The 17,159-nt window shown below is 46.9% G+C and carries 18 protein-coding genes and 2 other annotated features; of the genes, 17 read left to right on the top strand and 1 reads right to left on the bottom strand.

Annotated features, from left to right (window positions below; genetic code table 11):
• The first annotated feature begins 9 nt into the window (after window positions 1–9).
• From mutM to rplT, 13 genes are all read left to right on the top strand, one after another.
• Window positions 10–843: a DNA-formamidopyrimidine glycosylase gene (gene mutM, locus NSS95_RS10235; RefSeq protein ID WP_035188402.1), complete on the top strand. Its 834-nt coding sequence runs from the start codon at window positions 10–12 to the stop codon at window positions 841–843.
• A 64-nt stretch (window positions 844–907) separates the two neighbouring features.
• Window positions 908–1,546: a sporulation membrane protein YtaF gene (gene ytaF / locus NSS95_RS10230; protein ID WP_014097756.1), complete on the top strand. Its 639-nt coding sequence runs from the start codon at window positions 908–910 to the stop codon at window positions 1,544–1,546.
• Between the two features lie 16 nt (window positions 1,547–1,562).
• Entirely contained in the window at window positions 1,563–2,165 is a 603-nt protein-coding gene (coaE, locus tag NSS95_RS10225; RefSeq protein WP_035188400.1) for a dephospho-CoA kinase, read from the top strand.
• A 131-nt stretch (window positions 2,166–2,296) separates the two neighbouring features.
• On the top strand, window positions 2,297–3,331 hold the full coding sequence (locus NSS95_RS10220; RefSeq protein WP_035188398.1) for a glyceraldehyde-3-phosphate dehydrogenase: 1,035 nt from the start codon (window positions 2,297–2,299) through the stop codon (window positions 3,329–3,331).
• A gap of 284 nt (window positions 3,332–3,615) precedes the next feature.
• Window positions 3,616–4,074: a transcriptional regulator NrdR gene (gene nrdR / locus NSS95_RS10215; RefSeq protein WP_013859905.1), complete on the top strand. Its 459-nt coding sequence runs from the start codon at window positions 3,616–3,618 to the stop codon at window positions 4,072–4,074.
• A 14-nt stretch (window positions 4,075–4,088) separates the two neighbouring features.
• Window positions 4,089–5,486 carry a replication initiation and membrane attachment family protein gene (locus NSS95_RS10210; protein ID WP_035188397.1) on the top strand — a complete coding sequence of 466 codons (1,398 nt, stop codon included), beginning with the start codon at window positions 4,089–4,091 and terminating at the stop codon, window positions 5,484–5,486.
• The gene (gene dnaI, locus NSS95_RS10205; RefSeq protein ID WP_026683631.1) at window positions 5,483–6,427 is read left to right on the top strand and encodes a primosomal protein DnaI; all 945 of its coding nucleotides are present in this window, start codon (window positions 5,483–5,485) and stop codon (window positions 6,425–6,427) included. Before NSS95_RS10210 ends, dnaI begins: the two co-directional genes overlap by 4 nt.
• 125 nt (window positions 6,428–6,552) lie before the next feature.
• A complete protein-coding gene (locus NSS95_RS10200; protein ID WP_035188393.1) occupies window positions 6,553–7,389 on the top strand; it encodes a putative sporulation protein YtxC in 837 nt (278 codons plus the stop codon).
• 115 nt (window positions 7,390–7,504) lie between these two features.
• Window positions 7,505–7,727: a binding site (T-box leader), on the top strand.
• Between the two features lie 123 nt (window positions 7,728–7,850).
• Window positions 7,851–9,773 (top strand): threonine--tRNA ligase, encoded by a 1,923-nt coding sequence (gene thrS, locus NSS95_RS10195; RefSeq protein ID WP_035188390.1) that lies wholly within the window; start codon window positions 7,851–7,853, stop codon window positions 9,771–9,773.
• Between the two features lie 111 nt (window positions 9,774–9,884).
• Window positions 9,885–11,138 (top strand): MFS transporter, encoded by a 1,254-nt coding sequence (locus tag NSS95_RS10190; RefSeq protein WP_017551256.1) that lies wholly within the window; start codon window positions 9,885–9,887, stop codon window positions 11,136–11,138.
• A 399-nt stretch (window positions 11,139–11,537) separates the two neighbouring features.
• Window positions 11,538–11,653 (top strand) — a sequence feature (ribosomal protein L20 leader region).
• Window positions 11,654–11,724: 71 nt separating this feature from the next.
• Window positions 11,725–12,246, top strand: a complete 522-nt coding sequence (gene infC / locus NSS95_RS10185; RefSeq protein WP_071646874.1) for a translation initiation factor IF-3 — start codon at window positions 11,725–11,727, stop codon at window positions 12,244–12,246.
• Window positions 12,247–12,269: 23 nt separating this feature from the next.
• Entirely contained in the window at window positions 12,270–12,467 is a 198-nt protein-coding gene (gene rpmI, locus NSS95_RS10180; protein WP_014097776.1) for a 50S ribosomal protein L35, read from the top strand.
• 33 nt (window positions 12,468–12,500) lie between these two features.
• Window positions 12,501–12,854, top strand: a complete 354-nt coding sequence (rplT, locus tag NSS95_RS10175) for a 50S ribosomal protein L20 (protein WP_013859897.1) — start codon at window positions 12,501–12,503, stop codon at window positions 12,852–12,854.
• 52 nt (window positions 12,855–12,906) lie between these two features.
• Here the strand turns inward: rplT and NSS95_RS10170 are convergent, their stop codons facing one another.
• Window positions 12,907–13,080, bottom strand: coding sequence for a hypothetical protein (locus NSS95_RS10170; RefSeq protein WP_168986088.1), 174 nt, complete (start codon window positions 13,078–13,080; stop codon window positions 12,907–12,909).
• A gap of 104 nt (window positions 13,081–13,184) precedes the next feature.
• Between NSS95_RS10170 and dut the strand changes: the two genes are divergently transcribed.
• From dut to NSS95_RS10150, 4 genes are all read left to right on the top strand, one after another.
• Window positions 13,185–13,637 carry a dUTP diphosphatase gene (gene dut, locus NSS95_RS10165; protein WP_035188387.1) on the top strand — a complete coding sequence of 151 codons (453 nt, stop codon included), beginning with the start codon at window positions 13,185–13,187 and terminating at the stop codon, window positions 13,635–13,637.
• A 91-nt stretch (window positions 13,638–13,728) separates the two neighbouring features.
• Window positions 13,729–15,141, top strand: coding sequence for an O-antigen ligase family protein (locus tag NSS95_RS10160; RefSeq protein ID WP_035188385.1), 1,413 nt, complete (start codon window positions 13,729–13,731; stop codon window positions 15,139–15,141).
• Window positions 15,142–15,567: 426 nt separating this feature from the next.
• Window positions 15,568–16,059 (top strand): lactoylglutathione lyase family protein, encoded by a 492-nt coding sequence (locus tag NSS95_RS10155; protein WP_035188383.1) that lies wholly within the window; start codon window positions 15,568–15,570, stop codon window positions 16,057–16,059.
• A gap of 14 nt (window positions 16,060–16,073) precedes the next feature.
• Window positions 16,074–17,060, top strand: a complete 987-nt coding sequence (locus NSS95_RS10150) for a zinc-binding dehydrogenase (RefSeq protein ID WP_035188380.1) — start codon at window positions 16,074–16,076, stop codon at window positions 17,058–17,060.
• Window positions 17,061–17,159 lie beyond the last annotated feature (99 nt).

The following is a 17,159-nucleotide window of genomic DNA, read 5'->3' as shown; positions in this document are numbered from 1 at the left end:
GAATCAAGCATGCCGGAACTACCGGAAGTGGAAACGATACGAAGAACGCTGGCACAGCTCGTTGCCGGCGAAACGATTGAAAGCGTAACGGTGCTTTTGCCAAAAATGGTCAAAAAGCCGCTTCACACAGAGGCGTTTGCCGATGCTCTGGCCGGTGAAACGATCCGTTCGCTCGGGCGGCGCGGCAAATTTCTCATTTTTTACACGGACCATTACGCGCTTGTCTCCCATTTGCGCATGGAAGGACGGTACCGGGTTTATGACCAAAATGAACCGGTTGAAAAGCATACGCATATGATTTTTCATTTTCAATCCGGAAAGGAACTAAGGTATAAAGACGTCCGCAAATTCGGGACGATGCATTTGTTTTTAAAGGGGGAGGAATTGTCCTCTCTCCCGCTTTCAAAACTCGGCCCTGAGCCGTTATCCGATGCGTTTACGGAAAAATATTTATACGACAAATTAAAGAAAACGGAACGCAATATCAAAACCTGTTTGCTCGATCAGACGGTCATTTCTGGGCTCGGGAATATTTATGTGGACGAAGCCTTGTTCCGTGCCCGCATCTATCCGGAGCGGAAAGCAAAGTCACTGACAAAAAAAGACGTACATCTTTTACACAGCGAGATCGTCCAAACGTTGCAGGAAGCCGTTGAAAAAGGCGGCAGCACGGTCCGTTCCTATGTGAATTCGCAAGGGCAGATGGGCATGTTCCAGCTCGAGCTGTATGTTTACGGCCGGAAAGGGGAGCCGTGCCGGAAATGCGGCACCCCGATTGAAAAGATGGTTACAGCAGGCCGCGGCACCCATTACTGCCCGAATTGCCAAAAGAAACGCAGATAACAGGTTGAACATTGGCCAGGCCCCCTCCATACACTAATAGCAGCGATGCAAAACGGAAGGGGCGATGGCCGTGGGTTTCCGGCTTTCGATTTTGCTATTGGCATTGGCGGTCAGCATGGATAATTTCAGCACAGGTTTTACATACGGGCTGCGGAAGATGAAGATTCCGCTTAAGTCCCTCCTCATCATCGCCGTTTGTTCGGGGGCGTCTTTATTTCTTTCCGTGCTGTTCGGGAAGAGCCTACTCCATTGGATTCGCCCGGAAACGGCAAACCGGATTGGCGGCGTGATTTTAATTTTGATCGGGGCATGGGTGATGGTCCAGTTTTTCCGGTCAAACGACGAAAAAGAAGAACCCGGGGAAAAGGTCGTGCTCAACTTTGAAATCCGCTCATTGGGCGTCGTCATCCATATTTTGAAAAAACCGACGAGCGCGGATTTTGACCGTTCCGGGGCCATTACGGGAATCGAAGCGGTCATGCTTGGGATTGCGCTCTCGCTCGATGCATTCGGTGCCGGGATCGGTGCGGGCATCATGGGCTACTCCCCGTTTCTGCTCAGTTTCCTTGTTGCCGGCATGAGCTTTTTGCTTGTCTCTTCCGGCATCCGGCTCGGCATGCTGTTTTCCCGGCTGCAATGGATCCGGAAAATTTCCTTTATACCAGGTGTTCTCCTCATTTTGATCGGTATATGCAAGTTTTAACAAGGCAGGTGGGAGTATGGCAAAGATTATCGGCTTAACAGGCGGGATTGCAAGCGGCAAAAGCACGGTGTCCAATATGCTGAAAACAAAAGGGTTTACGATTGTCGATGCGGATATTGCCGCAAGAAAAGTGGTCGAACCCGGCGAACTTGCGTATGAACAAATCATTGAAGCGTTCGGCGAAGGGATTTTGCTGCAAGATCTCACGCTTGACCGGAAAAAACTCGGGGCACTCATTTTTGCGGATGAAGCACTCCGGATGAAACTAAACAGCATTGTCCACCCTGCAGTCCGGGCCTGGATGACGCGGGAAAAGGACCGGGCAATTGAAAATGGGAAAAAAACTGTCTTTCTGGATATCCCGCTTCTTTTTGAAAGCCGGCTTACCTATATGGTTGAACGCACCATCCTCGTTTACGTGGATGGAGAGACGCAGTTAAAGAGATTAATGACCCGAAACGGCCTTTCAGAAAAAGAAGCGCAGATGCGGATCCGGGCGCAAATGCCGCTGAGCGAAAAAAAGGCACTGGCGGATGCGGTGCTCGACAACAATGGCAGCCTGGAGGAAACAAAACAGCAGCTTGAAAAAATCGTGTCAGATTGGCAGCTCGTTCCATGATGGGTACATCATGGTTTTTTTTATGCAAAAATAGGGGAATAACGCTACATAACTTTTAAAATATGATATACTAATTGATGAATAATGGATTAAAAGTATGTCATTTATTATTCGAAGGAGTTGTCTGCACTGTGGAAACAAAAATTGCGATTAATGGTTTCGGCCGCATCGGCAGAATGGTTTTCAGAAAAGCCATGATGGATAACGCTTTAAATATTGTGGCGGTGAATGCCTGCTATCCGGCGGAAACACTGGCACATTTGATTAAATATGACTCCATCCACGGCGTATTTCCCGGAGAAGTGGAAGTGGAAGAAGAGGAAGCACTCATTGTGAACGGCAAACGCATCCGGCTTTTGGCGGAACGCAATCCGGCCCAACTGCCGTGGGGAAAAATGGATATTGATGTGGTAATTGAAGCAACCGGAAAATTCAATGCAAGGGAAAAAGCCGCGCTCCATCTTCAGGCAGGCGCGAAAAAAGTACTGTTGACAGCGCCCGGGAAGAATGAAGATGTCACGATTGTTTTAGGGGTAAATGAAAACGTTTTAGATATCGAGCGGCATCATATTATCTCGAACGCTTCCTGCACCACAAACTGCCTGGCACCGGTCGCGAAAGTACTTGATGAACAATTCGGGATCGTAAACGGCCTGATGACAACAGTCCATTCTTATACGAATGACCAGAACAATATCGACAATCCGCATAAAGATTTAAGGCGTGCCCGGGCCTGTGGCAAATCGATCATTCCGACGACAACCGGGGCGGCAAAAGCGTTAGGCCTTGTTCTCCCGCAACTGAAAGGGAAACTACACGGCATGGCGCTGCGTGTTCCGACCCCGGATGTATCGCTAGTGGACCTTGTCGTCGATTTGAAAAAAGAAGTGACGGCGGAAGAAGTGAATGATGCATTTAAGGCGGCGGCGAAAGGCTCGCTGCAAGGCATTTTGGACTATACAGAAGTGCCGCTCGTTTCTTCGGATTATACGACAAATCCGTACTCGGCCATTGTCGACGGCTTATCCACGATGGTCATGGATGGAAGCAAAGTCAAGGTGCTGGCCTGGTACGATAATGAATGGGGCTATTCTTGCCGCGTCGTACAACTGGCACAGCTCGTCGCGGAAAAAATGGAAGAAACCGGGAAAATCAATATTGCCTAAGCCGAACGGAGCAGCACCAGCCTGCTCCGTTTTCGTTACCAGTTTTCAGAGCCGCGCCGGAGGATGACTTGTGCGGGATGCTGACGAAATAGAAGTGTAAACCTTTCTATTCTATTGATGGATAGATGAAAAGTGAGGACTTTTCCGGATATACAAACAGAAGATACATCCAATATGTTCTGCATGTATAAATTTCTTTCGGGAATAGGATAAACCTTTCTGTTGTCTATTCGCCTTCTTTTATATATGATGGTAGTAAGAATGTATCAGAACGGGGGGTTCATATGAAATGTCCGTCTTGCCATAGCAACAATACGCGTGTGATCGATTCAAGGCCGGTGGACGAAGGCCGTTCCATCCGCAGAAGGCGTGAATGCGAAGACTGCTCGTACCGCTTCACCACGTTTGAAAAAGTGGAAGAAACCCCGCTCATTGTCGTGAAAAAAGACGGCAACCGCGAAGAATTTAACCGTGAGAAAATTTTGCGCGGGCTGATTAAAGCGTGTGAAAAACGGCCTGTGTCGCTGGACCAGCTTGAAAAAATCTCCATGGAGATCGAAAAAGAAATCCGCAGGCAAGGATATACAGAAGTCAGTTCCACCCTGATCGGGGAAATGGTGATGGACAGGCTGTCGAAAGTGGATGAAGTGGCCTATGTCCGCTTTGCTTCCGTTTACCGCCAATTTAAAGACTTGAATGTTTTTCTCGATGAACTGAAAGAATTGCTCAACAAGAATGCTTAAACGGAGTGCCTTTTATGAAACCGATTTGGAATGAAATACAGCCAGCTGACCGTTATCGTGCATCGTCAAACGGCCTGCTTCAGGACTACGATCAAAAGGTCATTTCGCTCCTGTACCAGCCGTTAATCGGGCCGCAATGTTACAGCCTGTATATGACATTATGGAATGAAGTGGAAGTCGGCCGGCTCTGGTCCGAAGACTGGAACCATTACCATCTGATGAGCTTTTTATCCATGAATTTGTCTGAAATTTACGAAGCCCGGCTGAAGCTTGAAGGCATTGGGCTTTTGAAAACATATATGAAACAAACGGACGACATCCGCATGTTTATATACGAACTGCAGCCGCCCCTGTCCCCGGAACAGTTTTTCAACGACGGTTTGTTAAATGTTTTCCTGTACCGGCAGCTCGGCAGAACACATTTCCAGCGGTTGAAACACTTCTTCTCCGACCGCGCCGTAGAACCGGGTGAGTACCGGGACATCACCCGCTCATTCCAGGATGTGTATGCCGCAAAAATCGGCCCCGAAGTGCTGAATGAGGCGGAAGCGCAGCAACTCAGCCGGCTGGAAGAAAACCGCCGCTATATCGAAAAAACCGCCGCCCCGGTCATAAAAATCGAAAACACCCATTTTAATTTTGACCTTTTATATGCAAACTTACGTGATGAACTGATTCCGCTGCGTGCCATTACGCCGGAAGTCAGAGAAGCGATTGTGAAGCTTTCATTTTTATACGGTTTAAATGAGCTGGACATAAAGAAAATTTTGCTCCAGGCATTGACGGCAGACTTGGAAATCCGGGTGGAGGATTTGCGGAAAATCGCGCGCAGCTGGTACCAGATTGAACATCATGACGAACTGCCACGCCTTGTTGACCGCTTCCAGCCAGAAGCGGATGCGAAAGAACAAAAAGAGCCGGAAAACGATGAGGAGAAATTCCTCCGCTACCTGGAAACGACTTCTCCGAGACAAATGCTGATCGATTTTTCGGGCGGCAGCGAACCGGCGAAAGCAGATCTTGCCGCCATTGAAGAAGTCATGTTTGCCCAGCAGCTTCCCCTTGGGGTTGTAAATGTACTAATCCAATATGTTTTATTTAAAACCGATATGAAGCTGTCGAAAAATTATTTAGAAAAAGTGGCTTCCCACTGGGCGCGCAAAAAACTGAAAACCGCCAAGGAAGCGATGGCGTTTGCCAAAAAAGAAGACCGCCAGTACAAACAATGGCTGAACAATAAAGAGAAGAACGGCACCGGACGGAGAAAGCCGGTCCGGGTTGAAAAGCTGCCGGACTGGTTTAAAAAAGAAGACCAAAAAACCACTGCGACCGCGGTCCAAGCCGATGGCGAGTCAATGGAAGAAAAAAGAAAAAGGCTTGAAAAAATACGTGAACAATACAAGAAAGGGTGAAGGCGGTGGAAAACATAAATGAGACACTCAAAAGGCTTTCATCCAATCCTAGTTTCCGCAAGCGTTATGAAGAAATGAAGCAGGAAATCATCACGCATCCCGACATCCGCGCTTTTTTGGATGCACACCACGGTGAAGTCACAAAATCGATGATTGAAAAAAGCTGGATGAAACTGTACGAATTCATTTCACAGGAAAAAAATTGCAGCCGGTGCAAAAGCCTTGGCGAATGCGTGAATATGATGAAAGGGTATGTGCCGGAACTCGTTATTGAACATGGCAATATTGAGATCCACTATAAAAGGTGCCAGAAGAAAATATTGGAGGATGAGCGCAATAAAACGCGCAGGCTGATCCAAAGCATGCACATGCCGAAAAAAATATTGGAGGCGTCCTTTGGTGATTTTTTCCTTGAACAAATGGGGCGTCTTGATGCATACGATTTTGCGCATCGCTTTGTCCGTGAATACGAGCCGGGCAAAAAAATGAAGGGACTATATTTATACGGCAATTTCGGCGTCGGCAAATCGTATTTGCTTGGTGCAATTGCGAACGAGCTGGCGGACCGGAAACAGGTCTCTTCTTTAATCGTGTATGTGCCTGAGTTTTTCCGCGAAATGAAGGACTCGATCGGCGACCACTCCACCGGGGAAAAGCTGGATACGGTGAAGCAAGTGCCCGTATTGATGTTGGATGATATCGGTGCGGAAACGAACTCGAGCTGGACGCGGGATGAAGTGCTCGGCCCGATTCTCCAATACAGGATGCAGGAAGACCTTCCCACTTTTTTTACATCCAATTTCAGCTATGAGGATTTAGAGTACCATTTCACTTATACCCAGCGCGGGGAAAAGGAAGAATTGAAAGCAGCGCGCATTCTCGAGCGCATCAAATATTTAAGCGCCCCTGTCCGGATGGAGGGGCCGAACCAGCGGGCCTGACCCTTGCATGAGGGGGCCCGCTTTTTTCATTTCGTAACGCTTTCCCGTCTTCTATTTGCTGATGCCGCTTCATATACATAAGGTAAAGCAAACGAGAATGTTTTACCGTACAGGGGGGGCTTGGATTGGAATTCCTGATCAGGGACAAGGATGATGCATTATGGATAAAAGCATATTTTGCAAAGGAAAAACGGCGCACTGTGAAAATCCGGGAAGCAGTGCTGCATGGGAAAATACATTATGTTGTGGAAGCGGCCGGCAATAAACAGGAACTGCAGGCAGCCGTTGCAAATTTCATCATGAAGAAAAAAAGAAACGAGTGGATTTGTAACCAACTGAAACAAGCCTATTTTTTTCAGGCGGAAGAAGAGCAAAACCGGATACTCGAAATCGTAGACGGCATGCTGAAAGGAGAGCGGCCGGAGCTGACGGATCTGGCGGGTGAGATCGACGAACGCGCCGCTATTGAAGGAGCGGTCGCACCGCTGGTTGGCGAATCGTGCACATTGCCGCTCGCTTCCGTGCTGACGTTCCGCTTAAAAGGCTATTTTGACTGTCTTGACCGATACATCGGCATTGCGATTGACGAATACAAAATGGAACAGGAATACCAGATTTTTGTGCAAAGCCTTAGGGATTACTTAAAGCAAAAAGAACCAAAAAGGGAAAAAATAAAGCTTTGCCTCGGGGAACAGGTGAAATTTTACAACGGCCAATTCCGGGAAATGACGAGGGAAGAACTGAACGGATTGATTGACCGCAGGCTTCTGTCCAACCACCCTGTCTATATTGACTCAGTCACAATTGCACCGCTTTTATCGATTGCGCCCAGCCGGATTGAAATTTATACGGATACGCCGGACCAGGCTTTGATTCGTACGATATGCAATATTTTTGAAGAACGGGTGGCCGTGAAAAGCCGGATGCATTTTATGCACGATCAATTCGCCGCCAGTGAATAAAAAGGGGGCTTGAACCGGGGGCAAATGCAGCACGGCAACAAAATCAATCGCCATCCCTTGATTTTTTCATTGCAAACTTCTATAATTACTTACATAATCAATTGGAAATGAAAAAGTCAATGTGATGACGAGGACAACAGGATTCTGTTACCGCCTTTCAGAGAGGAAAGCCTCAGGCTGCAAGCTTTCCGGCACGGACAGGATGCTTACCGCCTCCGAACTTCAGTCGTGAACAAAATCAGTAGCGGCTGACGGATATTTCCGTTATCATACTCAAGCCGCGCGTAAAGACGTGCGGAAATGAGGGTGGAACCGCGTGTACAAAACTCGTCCCTTGCCGGGGGCGGGTTTTTTATTTTTTGGCTGTGTTTTCGTGCGGACGTGCTCGTACGGATGCCTGCAAAAAGCAGCCTCGTGCAGGCCGCCCGCGTGACAGCTTAATTTTTAAAGGAGTGGGACATATGGCAGAGATCGTAAAAATCACTTTTCCAGATGGTGCTTTAAAGGAATTTCCATTTGGAACAACAACGGAAGAGATTGCCCAATCGATCAGCCCGGGCCTCAGGAAAAAGGCGCTCGCCGGCAAACTGAACGGCAAACTGCTCGATTTGCGCACACCGATTGAAGAAGACGGCGCAATTGAAATCGTCACCCCTGAGCATGAAGATGCGCTCGGAATCTTGCGCCACAGCACGGCACACTTGATGGCACAGGCTGTCCGCCGCCTGTATGGCAATGTCAAGTTTGGCGTCGGCCCTGCAATTGAAAACGGATTTTACTACGACATGGATCTTGAAGTGTCGCTCACGCCGGAAGACTTGCCGAAAATTGAAAAGGAAATGAAAAAAATTGTTGCGGAAAATCTTGAAATTGTCCGCAAAGTCGTATCCCGTGACGAAGCCAGAAAAATATTTGCACATGATGAATACAAGCTTGAACTGATTGATGCGATTCCGGACGAAACGGTCACGGTTTATGAACAGGGCGAATTTGTTGACCTGTGCCGCGGCGTCCATGTGCCATCAACCGGAAAAATTAAGGAATTCAAGTTATTAAACATTGCCGGTGCATACTGGCGCGGCGACAGCAACAACAAAATGATGCAGCGCATATACGGGACGGCTTTCTTCAAGAAAGAAGATCTCGAAGCCCATTTGAAATTCCTGGAAGAAGCAAAAGAACGCGACCACAGGAAAATCGGGAAAGAACTCGAACTTTTCACGAACTCGCAAAAAGTCGGACAAGGCCTGCCGCTCTGGCTGCCAAAAGGCGCAACGATCCGCCGCACCATTGAACGGTATATTGTCGACAAGGAAGTCAAACTCGGCTATGACCACGTCTATACGCCGGTGCTTGGCAGCGTGGACCTGTATAAAACGAGCGGCCACTGGGACCATTACCAGGAAGATATGTTCCCGGTCATGAAAATGGACAATGAAGAACTCGTGTTGCGTCCGATGAACTGCCCGCACCATATGATGGTGTATAAAAATACGATCCACAGCTACCGCGAATTGCCGATCCGGATTGCCGAACTCGGGCTCATGCACCGTTATGAAATGTCAGGTGCGCTCTCCGGCCTGCAACGGGTGCGCGGCATGACATTGAATGATGCCCATATTTTCGTGCGTCCGGACCAGATTAAAGAAGAATTCAAGCGCGTGGTCGAACTGATTCTTGAGGTATATAAAGATTTCAACATTACCGACTACTCGTTCCGCCTGTCGTACCGTGACCCGGAAAATACGGACAAGTATTATGATGATGATGAAATGTGGAACAAGGCACAGGCGATGCTGAAAGAAACGATGGATGATTTTGGTTTTGACTATTACGAAGCGGAAGGCGAAGCCGCATTTTACGGCCCGAAGCTCGACGTCCAGGTCCGCACGGCGCTTGGCAAAGACGAAACATTGTCAACCGTGCAGCTTGACTTCCTGCTCCCGGAACGGTTTGACCTGACGTATGTCGGGGAAGACGGTAAGCCGCACCGCCCGGTTGTCATCCATCGCGGCGTTGTCTCGACAATGGAACGGTTTGTCGCTTATTTAATCGAGGAATACAAAGGGGCGTTTCCGACATGGCTTGCGCCGATTCAAGTACAAGTGATCCCGGTATCACCGGATGCCCATTATGACTATGCGCGGAAAGTCCAAGAAGCGCTCAAGGCGGAAGGGGTCCGCGCTGAACTTGATGCCCGCGATGAAAAATTGGGCTACCGGATCCGTGAAGCCCAAGTGCAAAAAATCCCGTACGCGCTCATTGTCGGCGACCAGGAAGCCACAGACAATGCGGTCAATGTTCGCAAATACGGCGAGAAACAAACGGAAACGGTGCCGGTGGACACATTCCTCAGCAAGATAAAAGAAGAAATAAAACGGTAAAACAGACAAGAAATCACGCACCCTAAAGGACCACAAAAAGGTTTGCAGGGTGCTTTTTATTATATAATAGAGGAAAAAATGGGTTGGCACAGGGGAAGGGGACGGAGCCTAATGGACTTATTTCGGAATCGTCATTTTAATGCGTTGTTTTTTGGCAGGCTGTTCACCAATATCGGGGATAGTGTTTATTATATTGCGATGATGTGGATGGTTTTAAAATTAGGGGGGAACTCGACGGTTTATACCGGATTTGCCGGATTCTTATTTTCAATGACAGAGGTGCTGAGTTTATTTTACGGCCCGGTTCTTGATAAAATAAATGCAAAAAAATTGCTGGTTACAGCAAGCTTTTTACAAGCCGGCTTACTGCTTTTTCTTGTTGTTTTAAGCAAGTCTGGCATCATGAATGTCTGGCTGCTGTTGCTTTCCATCCCGGTTCTTTCGTTTTTATCGGAACTGACTTACCCGTTAGAAAGCGTATTATTGCCGAAAGCCGTGGAAAAGAAAGATCTCGTCAAGGCCAATTCACTCATGTCCATTGCATATAAGGGTTCGGATTTTTTCTTTAATGGGATTGCCGGGTTTATCCTCGCCGCTTTCTCGATGTCGATGGTGCTCGGGATGAATTCGCTTCTTTTTATACTCTCATCCATTCTGTTTTTGTTTTTAAAAGTACAGGTAAAAAGAAGCAAGCAAACCGGGAGCGTACGGGAAGAATGGCAGGCGTACAAACGGGATTTTAAAGAAGGCCTATCGTTTGTCAAACAGCCTTTCATCTTGCAATTATTAATCCCCTTGCTGTTTTTAAACTTTTTTTTCGCAATTGTAATGGTCGTATTGCCTTCTTTCGCCAATACTGCGGGCGAAGGCGCTTCATCCTACGGCATCATGACAGCGGCTTTGGGTTTAGGGGCTTTGGCGGGAGCGGCAGGCGCGGATAAAATCAGCCGGATATTTCCGTTTGGCAAAATATTGGCTGCAGGCTTTTTGCTCTCCGGGTTGTCCTGGCTTTTCATGATTTTATTGAGCAATGTTTCGATATGGTATGTTTATACGCTTATGTTTATTTCCGAGTTATCTATTGGTGCCATCAATGTTTTGTTTTCTGCCATATTTCAGCAATTGCCTGATGAACAAATGTTAGGGCGGGTCAATACCATCAACGTGAGTTTGCTATCGCTTGCGATGCCGGCAGGATCATTGATCGGCGGCGTGATGGCCAAGATCACTTCTGTCCAGCTTACCATGAGCTTTTTTGGAATAGGGTTGTTTGTCCTGGCACTGTTTTATATGGGAAGCGGAAGAATGAGAAAACTGCCAAAAGTTGTGGAGATTGACCATACGTATGTGAAATTAAGTAGATAAAAAAGGAGATAAATGGAAGGTACAACCATCATTCAGAAAAATGGATTGAAACCGGTGGCATGGTTAGGAGGGGAAAATGAAAAATTGATTTACATTTGATCCAATTTCCGTTCATTTTATATAAAATGCCGCTCTCTTGCCTACCGAAAAAAGCATGTAAATAGATGCTCAGGCTTGATGTAAAAGCTTTATTTTTAGAAGCTTTTGTTTCAACAAAGACAAGCATTTTCATTAAGCACTTCAGAGAGGAGACCAAAAAAACACTTGCGATTTCTCTGCCGTTTTGATAAAATAACGCATGTTGAGCCAAAAAAAGTTAAACAGATTTTCCGGGATTCTTGCAAATTGACATGGATACGGTAAAGTGATACAATAATTGAGTGAAATTGAATATAAGTTTGTGAAAAGAAGGAGCAGCCCGCTTCTCACCTGTTGACGCAATGGTGCAGTTGTCAGGTATCTATCAATGATCGTGATCATAAGCGCGGGTGTGTTCCCTGCGCTTTTTTTCGTGTGCAGTACGTTCAGGGCTTTTTCGCAAGCGAAATATTCACACGTTTGTTTGAAATTATCTTGGAGGTGGCTCATTATTAGCAAAGACATGATGGTGAACGAAGGCATTCGTGCCCGCGAAGTCCGTTTAATCGGCCAAAACGGCGAACAGATGGGAGTTAAATCCCGGAACGAAGCATTGGAGATTGCGGCACGTGCCAACCTTGACCTTGTACTTGTTGCGCCAAACGCAAAACCGCCTGTTGCCCGCATCATGGACTACGGAAAATACCGTTTCGAGATGCAGAAAAAAGACAGGGAAGCACGGAAAAAGCAAAAAATCATTAACGTAAAAGAGGTTCGTTTGAGCCCGACCATCGAAGAACATGACTTTAATACAAAACTCCGCAATGCCATTAAGTTTTTGGAAAAAGGCGATAAGGTAAAAGCCTCGATCCGTTTTAAAGGCCGCGCCATTACCCATAAAGATATCGGGCAGCGCGTCCTCGACCGGTTTGCAGAAGCATGTGCCGAAGTCGCCACGGTCGAATCCAAACCGAAAATGGACGGACGGAGCATGTTCTTAGTGCTCGCACCAAAAACAGAGAAGAAGTAACGTCAACTTAAGGAGGACTAATCATGCCAAAAATGAAAACACACCGCGGCTCTGCCAAGCGTTTTAAGAAAACCGGCTCCGGCAGCCTGAAACGTTCCCACGCTTACAGAAGCCATTTGTTCGCAAATAAAGTGACAAAACAAAAACGCCAGCTGCGTAAATCAACGCTTGTATCCGAAAGCGACATGAAACGCATCCGCCAAATGCTCGACAATCTGTAAGAAAACAAAGCTTTCAATTAGGAGGAAAAGATTATGCCACGTGTAAAAGGCGGTACAGTTACCCGCAGACGACGCAAAAAAGTTCTGAAATTAGCCAAAGGTTATTATGGTTCAAAACATACATTATTTAAAGTTGCCAATCAGCAAGTGATGAAATCCTACATGTATGCGTATCGCGACCGTCGCCAGAAAAAACGCGATTTCCGCAAACTGTGGATTACCCGTATTAACGCTGCGGCAAGAATCAATGGCCTTTCCTACAGCCGTTTGATGCACGGTTTGAAACAGGCAGGCATTGAAGTGAACCGCAAAATGCTTGCCGACCTCGCTGTGAACGATGCACAAGCATTTGCCGAACTGGCAAACAAAGCAAAAGCAGCATTATAATCAAAAAACAGAGCTTCCGGCATGCCGGGGGCTCTGTTTTTTAAAAAAAGCATTATAAATTTTCCGTCTGCTGTCTGATTTCTTCCTGGTTCAAAGTTTCGTTTGTAGCTTCCAAATTGGCATGTTCGTCCACTGACTCGCCCGGCTGAAATTCTTTTTGGTCGGATGCGATTGTCATTTCAGGCTCTGCCGGAATTTTTGGCATCTTTTTCGTCATTTTAACCAAGAATAGTCCCCCTTCTGGTAAAAAATTTCCGGATTCCCGGAAAAAAGTAAAAACCTGTTTTAGTTTGATATAATCATGGAAGAACTATACGAGGAGCGATTTCAATGGATGATGTTTTAAAGGTAAAATTATTGCATCCTGATGCACAACTGCCGCAAAGGGCCAATCCTGGAGATGCAGGGTTGGATTTATATTCCATCGAAGAAAAAAACATTGCACCGGGGGAAGCGGAACTGATCCGTACCGGCATTGCCATCGAGCTGCCGCGCAGAACAGAGGCGCAGGTCAGGCCGAGAAGCGGGCTCGCTTTAAAACACAGGGTCACCGTTTTAAACAGCCCGGGTACGATTGATGAGGGGTACAGAGGAGAAATTAAAGTCATTTTAATCAACTTTGGAAAGACGCCATTCAAAGTTGAAAAAGGGATGCGAATCGCCCAAATGATTATCGCACCCGTCATGTCTGTCACCGTAAGTGTTACGGAACAGTTAGCAGAATCCGAAAGAGGGGAAGGCGGGTTCGGATCCACTGGGATTGCCAAAATAAATGAAAAATAAAATTTCTTTTCATGAGATTTTTTCAACGAAATTTAATCTGTGCATGGTATAGTGGTTCCTGAGCAATTAGATCCGAATAACGAGGAATCCTATGAACAGTTTAATACACTTTATAAAAGAGCATGCATTTGAACTGGCTGCAGTATTGTGTTTTGCGCTCCCGCCTGTTGGTCTGTTTATCATGCTTGTATTCAGCCTTTCGGAACTGTACAGGCATATCAAAAATAAACGGTTGTTTTCATCTTCCCCTGTCTCCTTTTTCTTTCTCTGTCTTTTGGCAGCAACCACCGGAGCGGCTGTGCAAATGGGAGAACCGCTCCTTCTTGCTGAAAGCTTAAGGATTTTGTTTTACTGGGGAATTTTCCTTAAAATTATGGACAGCGGAACAAGGGGCAGATTCAAGCATTTCCGCTGGATTGTGATCGGCTGTGGCCTTTATGGTATTTTCATTGGCTGGCTTCCAAAAATGTTGTCGGATGACCCAGTGCTGGCATTTCTGACCGGCACGGAGCTGTTCGGTTTTAAACATTACAACAGATTAATCGGCAGTACTTACAATCCGAATTTCACGATGTTTCTGCTACTGATCGGGATTTCATTTCTGTTTGCGGAGATGCTGAAAGACGCGGGCAAGAAAGACTGGAAAAACTTGATTTGGAAATGTATCCCGCTTTTTTTCCTTAGTAAAGGCGTCTTTGATACTGGATCACGGGCCGGTTTTATTTCGATGATATGCATTTATTTTATTTTCTTTTTCAGATGGAATAAATGGATTTTTGGAGGCGGGCTTCTGTTTCTGGCGCTCGGAGCAGGCAAGCTTGCGGCGGTCATCCCGAGAGTTCATTCCATTGAAGGTTCTCTAACGGGCAGGGAAAAGATCTGGTATCATTCCTATAAAATTTTTGAAACCCACTTTTTGTTTGGCACAACACCACTTGGTTTCGGGAAAGTATATGCCAGCCTGTTCCATAAAAATATTTACCACGCCCATGATATTTTTATCGGTTTTTTTGTCGAATACGGGGCAATTGGCGGTATTGCTTTTCTTGCTGTGTTAGCCATGGGGGTGTGCAAATTGGGCAGATTATTTTTCATAAAAAGAAATTATCGTTACTTGAACATTTTTCTGCTCAGCCTGCCGGTAATCGTCCTGACCGGCTTTCTCGATGAACCAGTTTTCTCTCCCCAAATCGGGATGCTGGCAGTAGTGCTTTTATCCTACTGGGAGCGGTATTCAAAGCGAATGTTTCAACCGCATGTCGCGTTTTTAAACAGGCTGAACGTCAAACACAACATATTAAAACGGCAGCTTCCCAAACCGGAACTGCAGTCTATCAGCCGGGCCATCACGGGAGAAATAAAAGCGATTGAATCCGTGGTCCATGAAACGGCAGAGCCATTTGAAATCTGCAAAAAAGAAGTCAGGAACAATCGGGGCAAACCGGACGAAAAAACGCCGGACAAAGAGCTGAGTGATAAAACACCGGATAAAGAAAACGAATAGAGGGACAAGCATATCTGTCGTGTGAAGTGGCACTGCATGATCAAACTTGCTTTCCAACAGGCAAAAAACGTCCCTACAGATGTTTTCAGGAGCGTTTGCAGATTTGCCGGCTAGCTGTTCAAGATAGGTTGAGGATGGGGAATCCGTTCAAAGTGGAAAAAGGGTTACGAATTGCCCAAATGACGATCGCGCCCTGGAAACGGTTAGCTGAACCCAAAAGAGGGAAAGGCGAATTCGGGTCCACAGAATAGGCTGCGGGAGAGGACATGGACCGAGCCATTTCTAAACGGATTGGAACCGGTAAAAGAATGAAAATGGGCCTGCGTAAATGTTCAAGAACAGGATCAAGAAAAAATGCGTCTCATTTTTAAAATGGATTGTCGCATACTATACTAGTATAGTAACCAAAAAAAGAGTGATAAAAAAATGACGTATCCACGATCTTTTTCACATATCGGCCTTTCCGTTCCTGATTTGGACAAAGCCGTTCAATTTTATACCGAGGTGATGGGCTGGTACGTGATCATGGAACCATCTGAAATTAAAGAAGACGACAGCGCCATTGGCATCATGTGCAAAGATGTTTTCGGCTCTGGCTGGGGGTCGTTCCGCATCGCACACTTGGCAATGGGCGACGGAACAGGTGTTGAAATGTTTGAGTTCAAAAACAATGAAACACCTGACAATAACTTCGAGTACTGGAAAACGGGCATTTTCCATTATGCCGTCCAGGATCCGGATGTAGAAGGCCTCGTGGAAAAAATAAAAGCGCACGGGGGTAAACAACGGATGCCGATCCGTGAATATTATCCGGGGAAAAAGCCTTACTGGATGGTTTACTGCGAAGATCTGTTCGGCAACTTAGTGGAAATTTACAGCCACAGTTATGAATTGACATATTCAGAAGGCGCTTATTAAGGAGGAACCGGAAATTGAAAGGATGGCTTATCGGGAAACCTGCAAGCATTGACGACCTCACATGGGGAGAAGTGCCGGATCCCCGTGCAGGTGAAGGACAGCTTGTTGTGAAAGTGATGAGCACCGCTTTAAACCCGGTTGACTACCAATTGATTGAATCCGGCAATCCGAACTGGGTGTATCCGCATATAACCGGTGTCGATCTTGCGGGGGAAGTTGTTGAAGTTGGCCCGGATCCGTCTGGTTTTAAAACAGGTGACCGGATAGCATGCCACACCGATTTGAACCGGAAAGGGGCATTTGCACAATTTGCGGCCATTGATGCAAATGCAGCCGCAAAAATCCCTGATGGCGTTTCTTATGACGAAGCGGTAGCTGTGCTTTGTGCCGGGATGACCGCATATCAGGCAGTGGTGCAAAAATTAAACCATACTGACAAGCAAACGATTTTGATCCATGCCGGCGCCGGCGGAGTTGGCGGATTTGCCATTCAGCTCGCGAAAGAACTCGGGTTAAAAGTATTCACCACCGCTTCCGCCGCCAATCACGAATGGGTCAAATCGCTCGGTGCAGATACAGCGATAGACTATCATACAGAAGATGTCACAAAAAGAATCATGGAAGAGACGGACGGGGAAGGGGTGGACCTGATATTGAACACTGTCAGTTCCGCCGAAGCGACCGAAGATTTGAAGCGGCTCGCTTTTTCCGGCCAGCTCGCATATATTGCAGGCGCCCCGGACTTATCCGGCATAAAGCCGTTCACGCTTGCGCCATCGATTCATGAAGTCGCCCTCGGTGCAGCCCATGCGAGCGGCTCCGTCCGGGCAAAGCAAAACCTGGCTTTTATGGCGGATGAATTGATGCAGCGTGTGAAAAAAGGGACGCTGAATCCGATGGTCAACCAAGTGCTCCCGCGTGAGGAACTGCCGGCCGGTTTGAAAACCTTAAAAGGCCGCCACGTACGAGGAAAAATCATTGTCAGAATGCATGAAGCATGATTCTAAAAGCGCCCGCTGCCGGACTTGCGGGTACCCCAAGCGGGAACATTCCTGATTTTTGCCGGATTTGATCCATTCCCATTCAAATATGAACATCAA

The sequence above is a fragment of the Weizmannia sp. FSL K6-3076 genome (assembly GCF_038007245.1).
GTDB lineage: Bacteria > Bacillota > Bacilli > Bacillales > Bacillaceae_C > Weizmannia > Weizmannia faecalis.
This window is presented reverse-complemented; position numbering and strand designations above follow the sequence as displayed.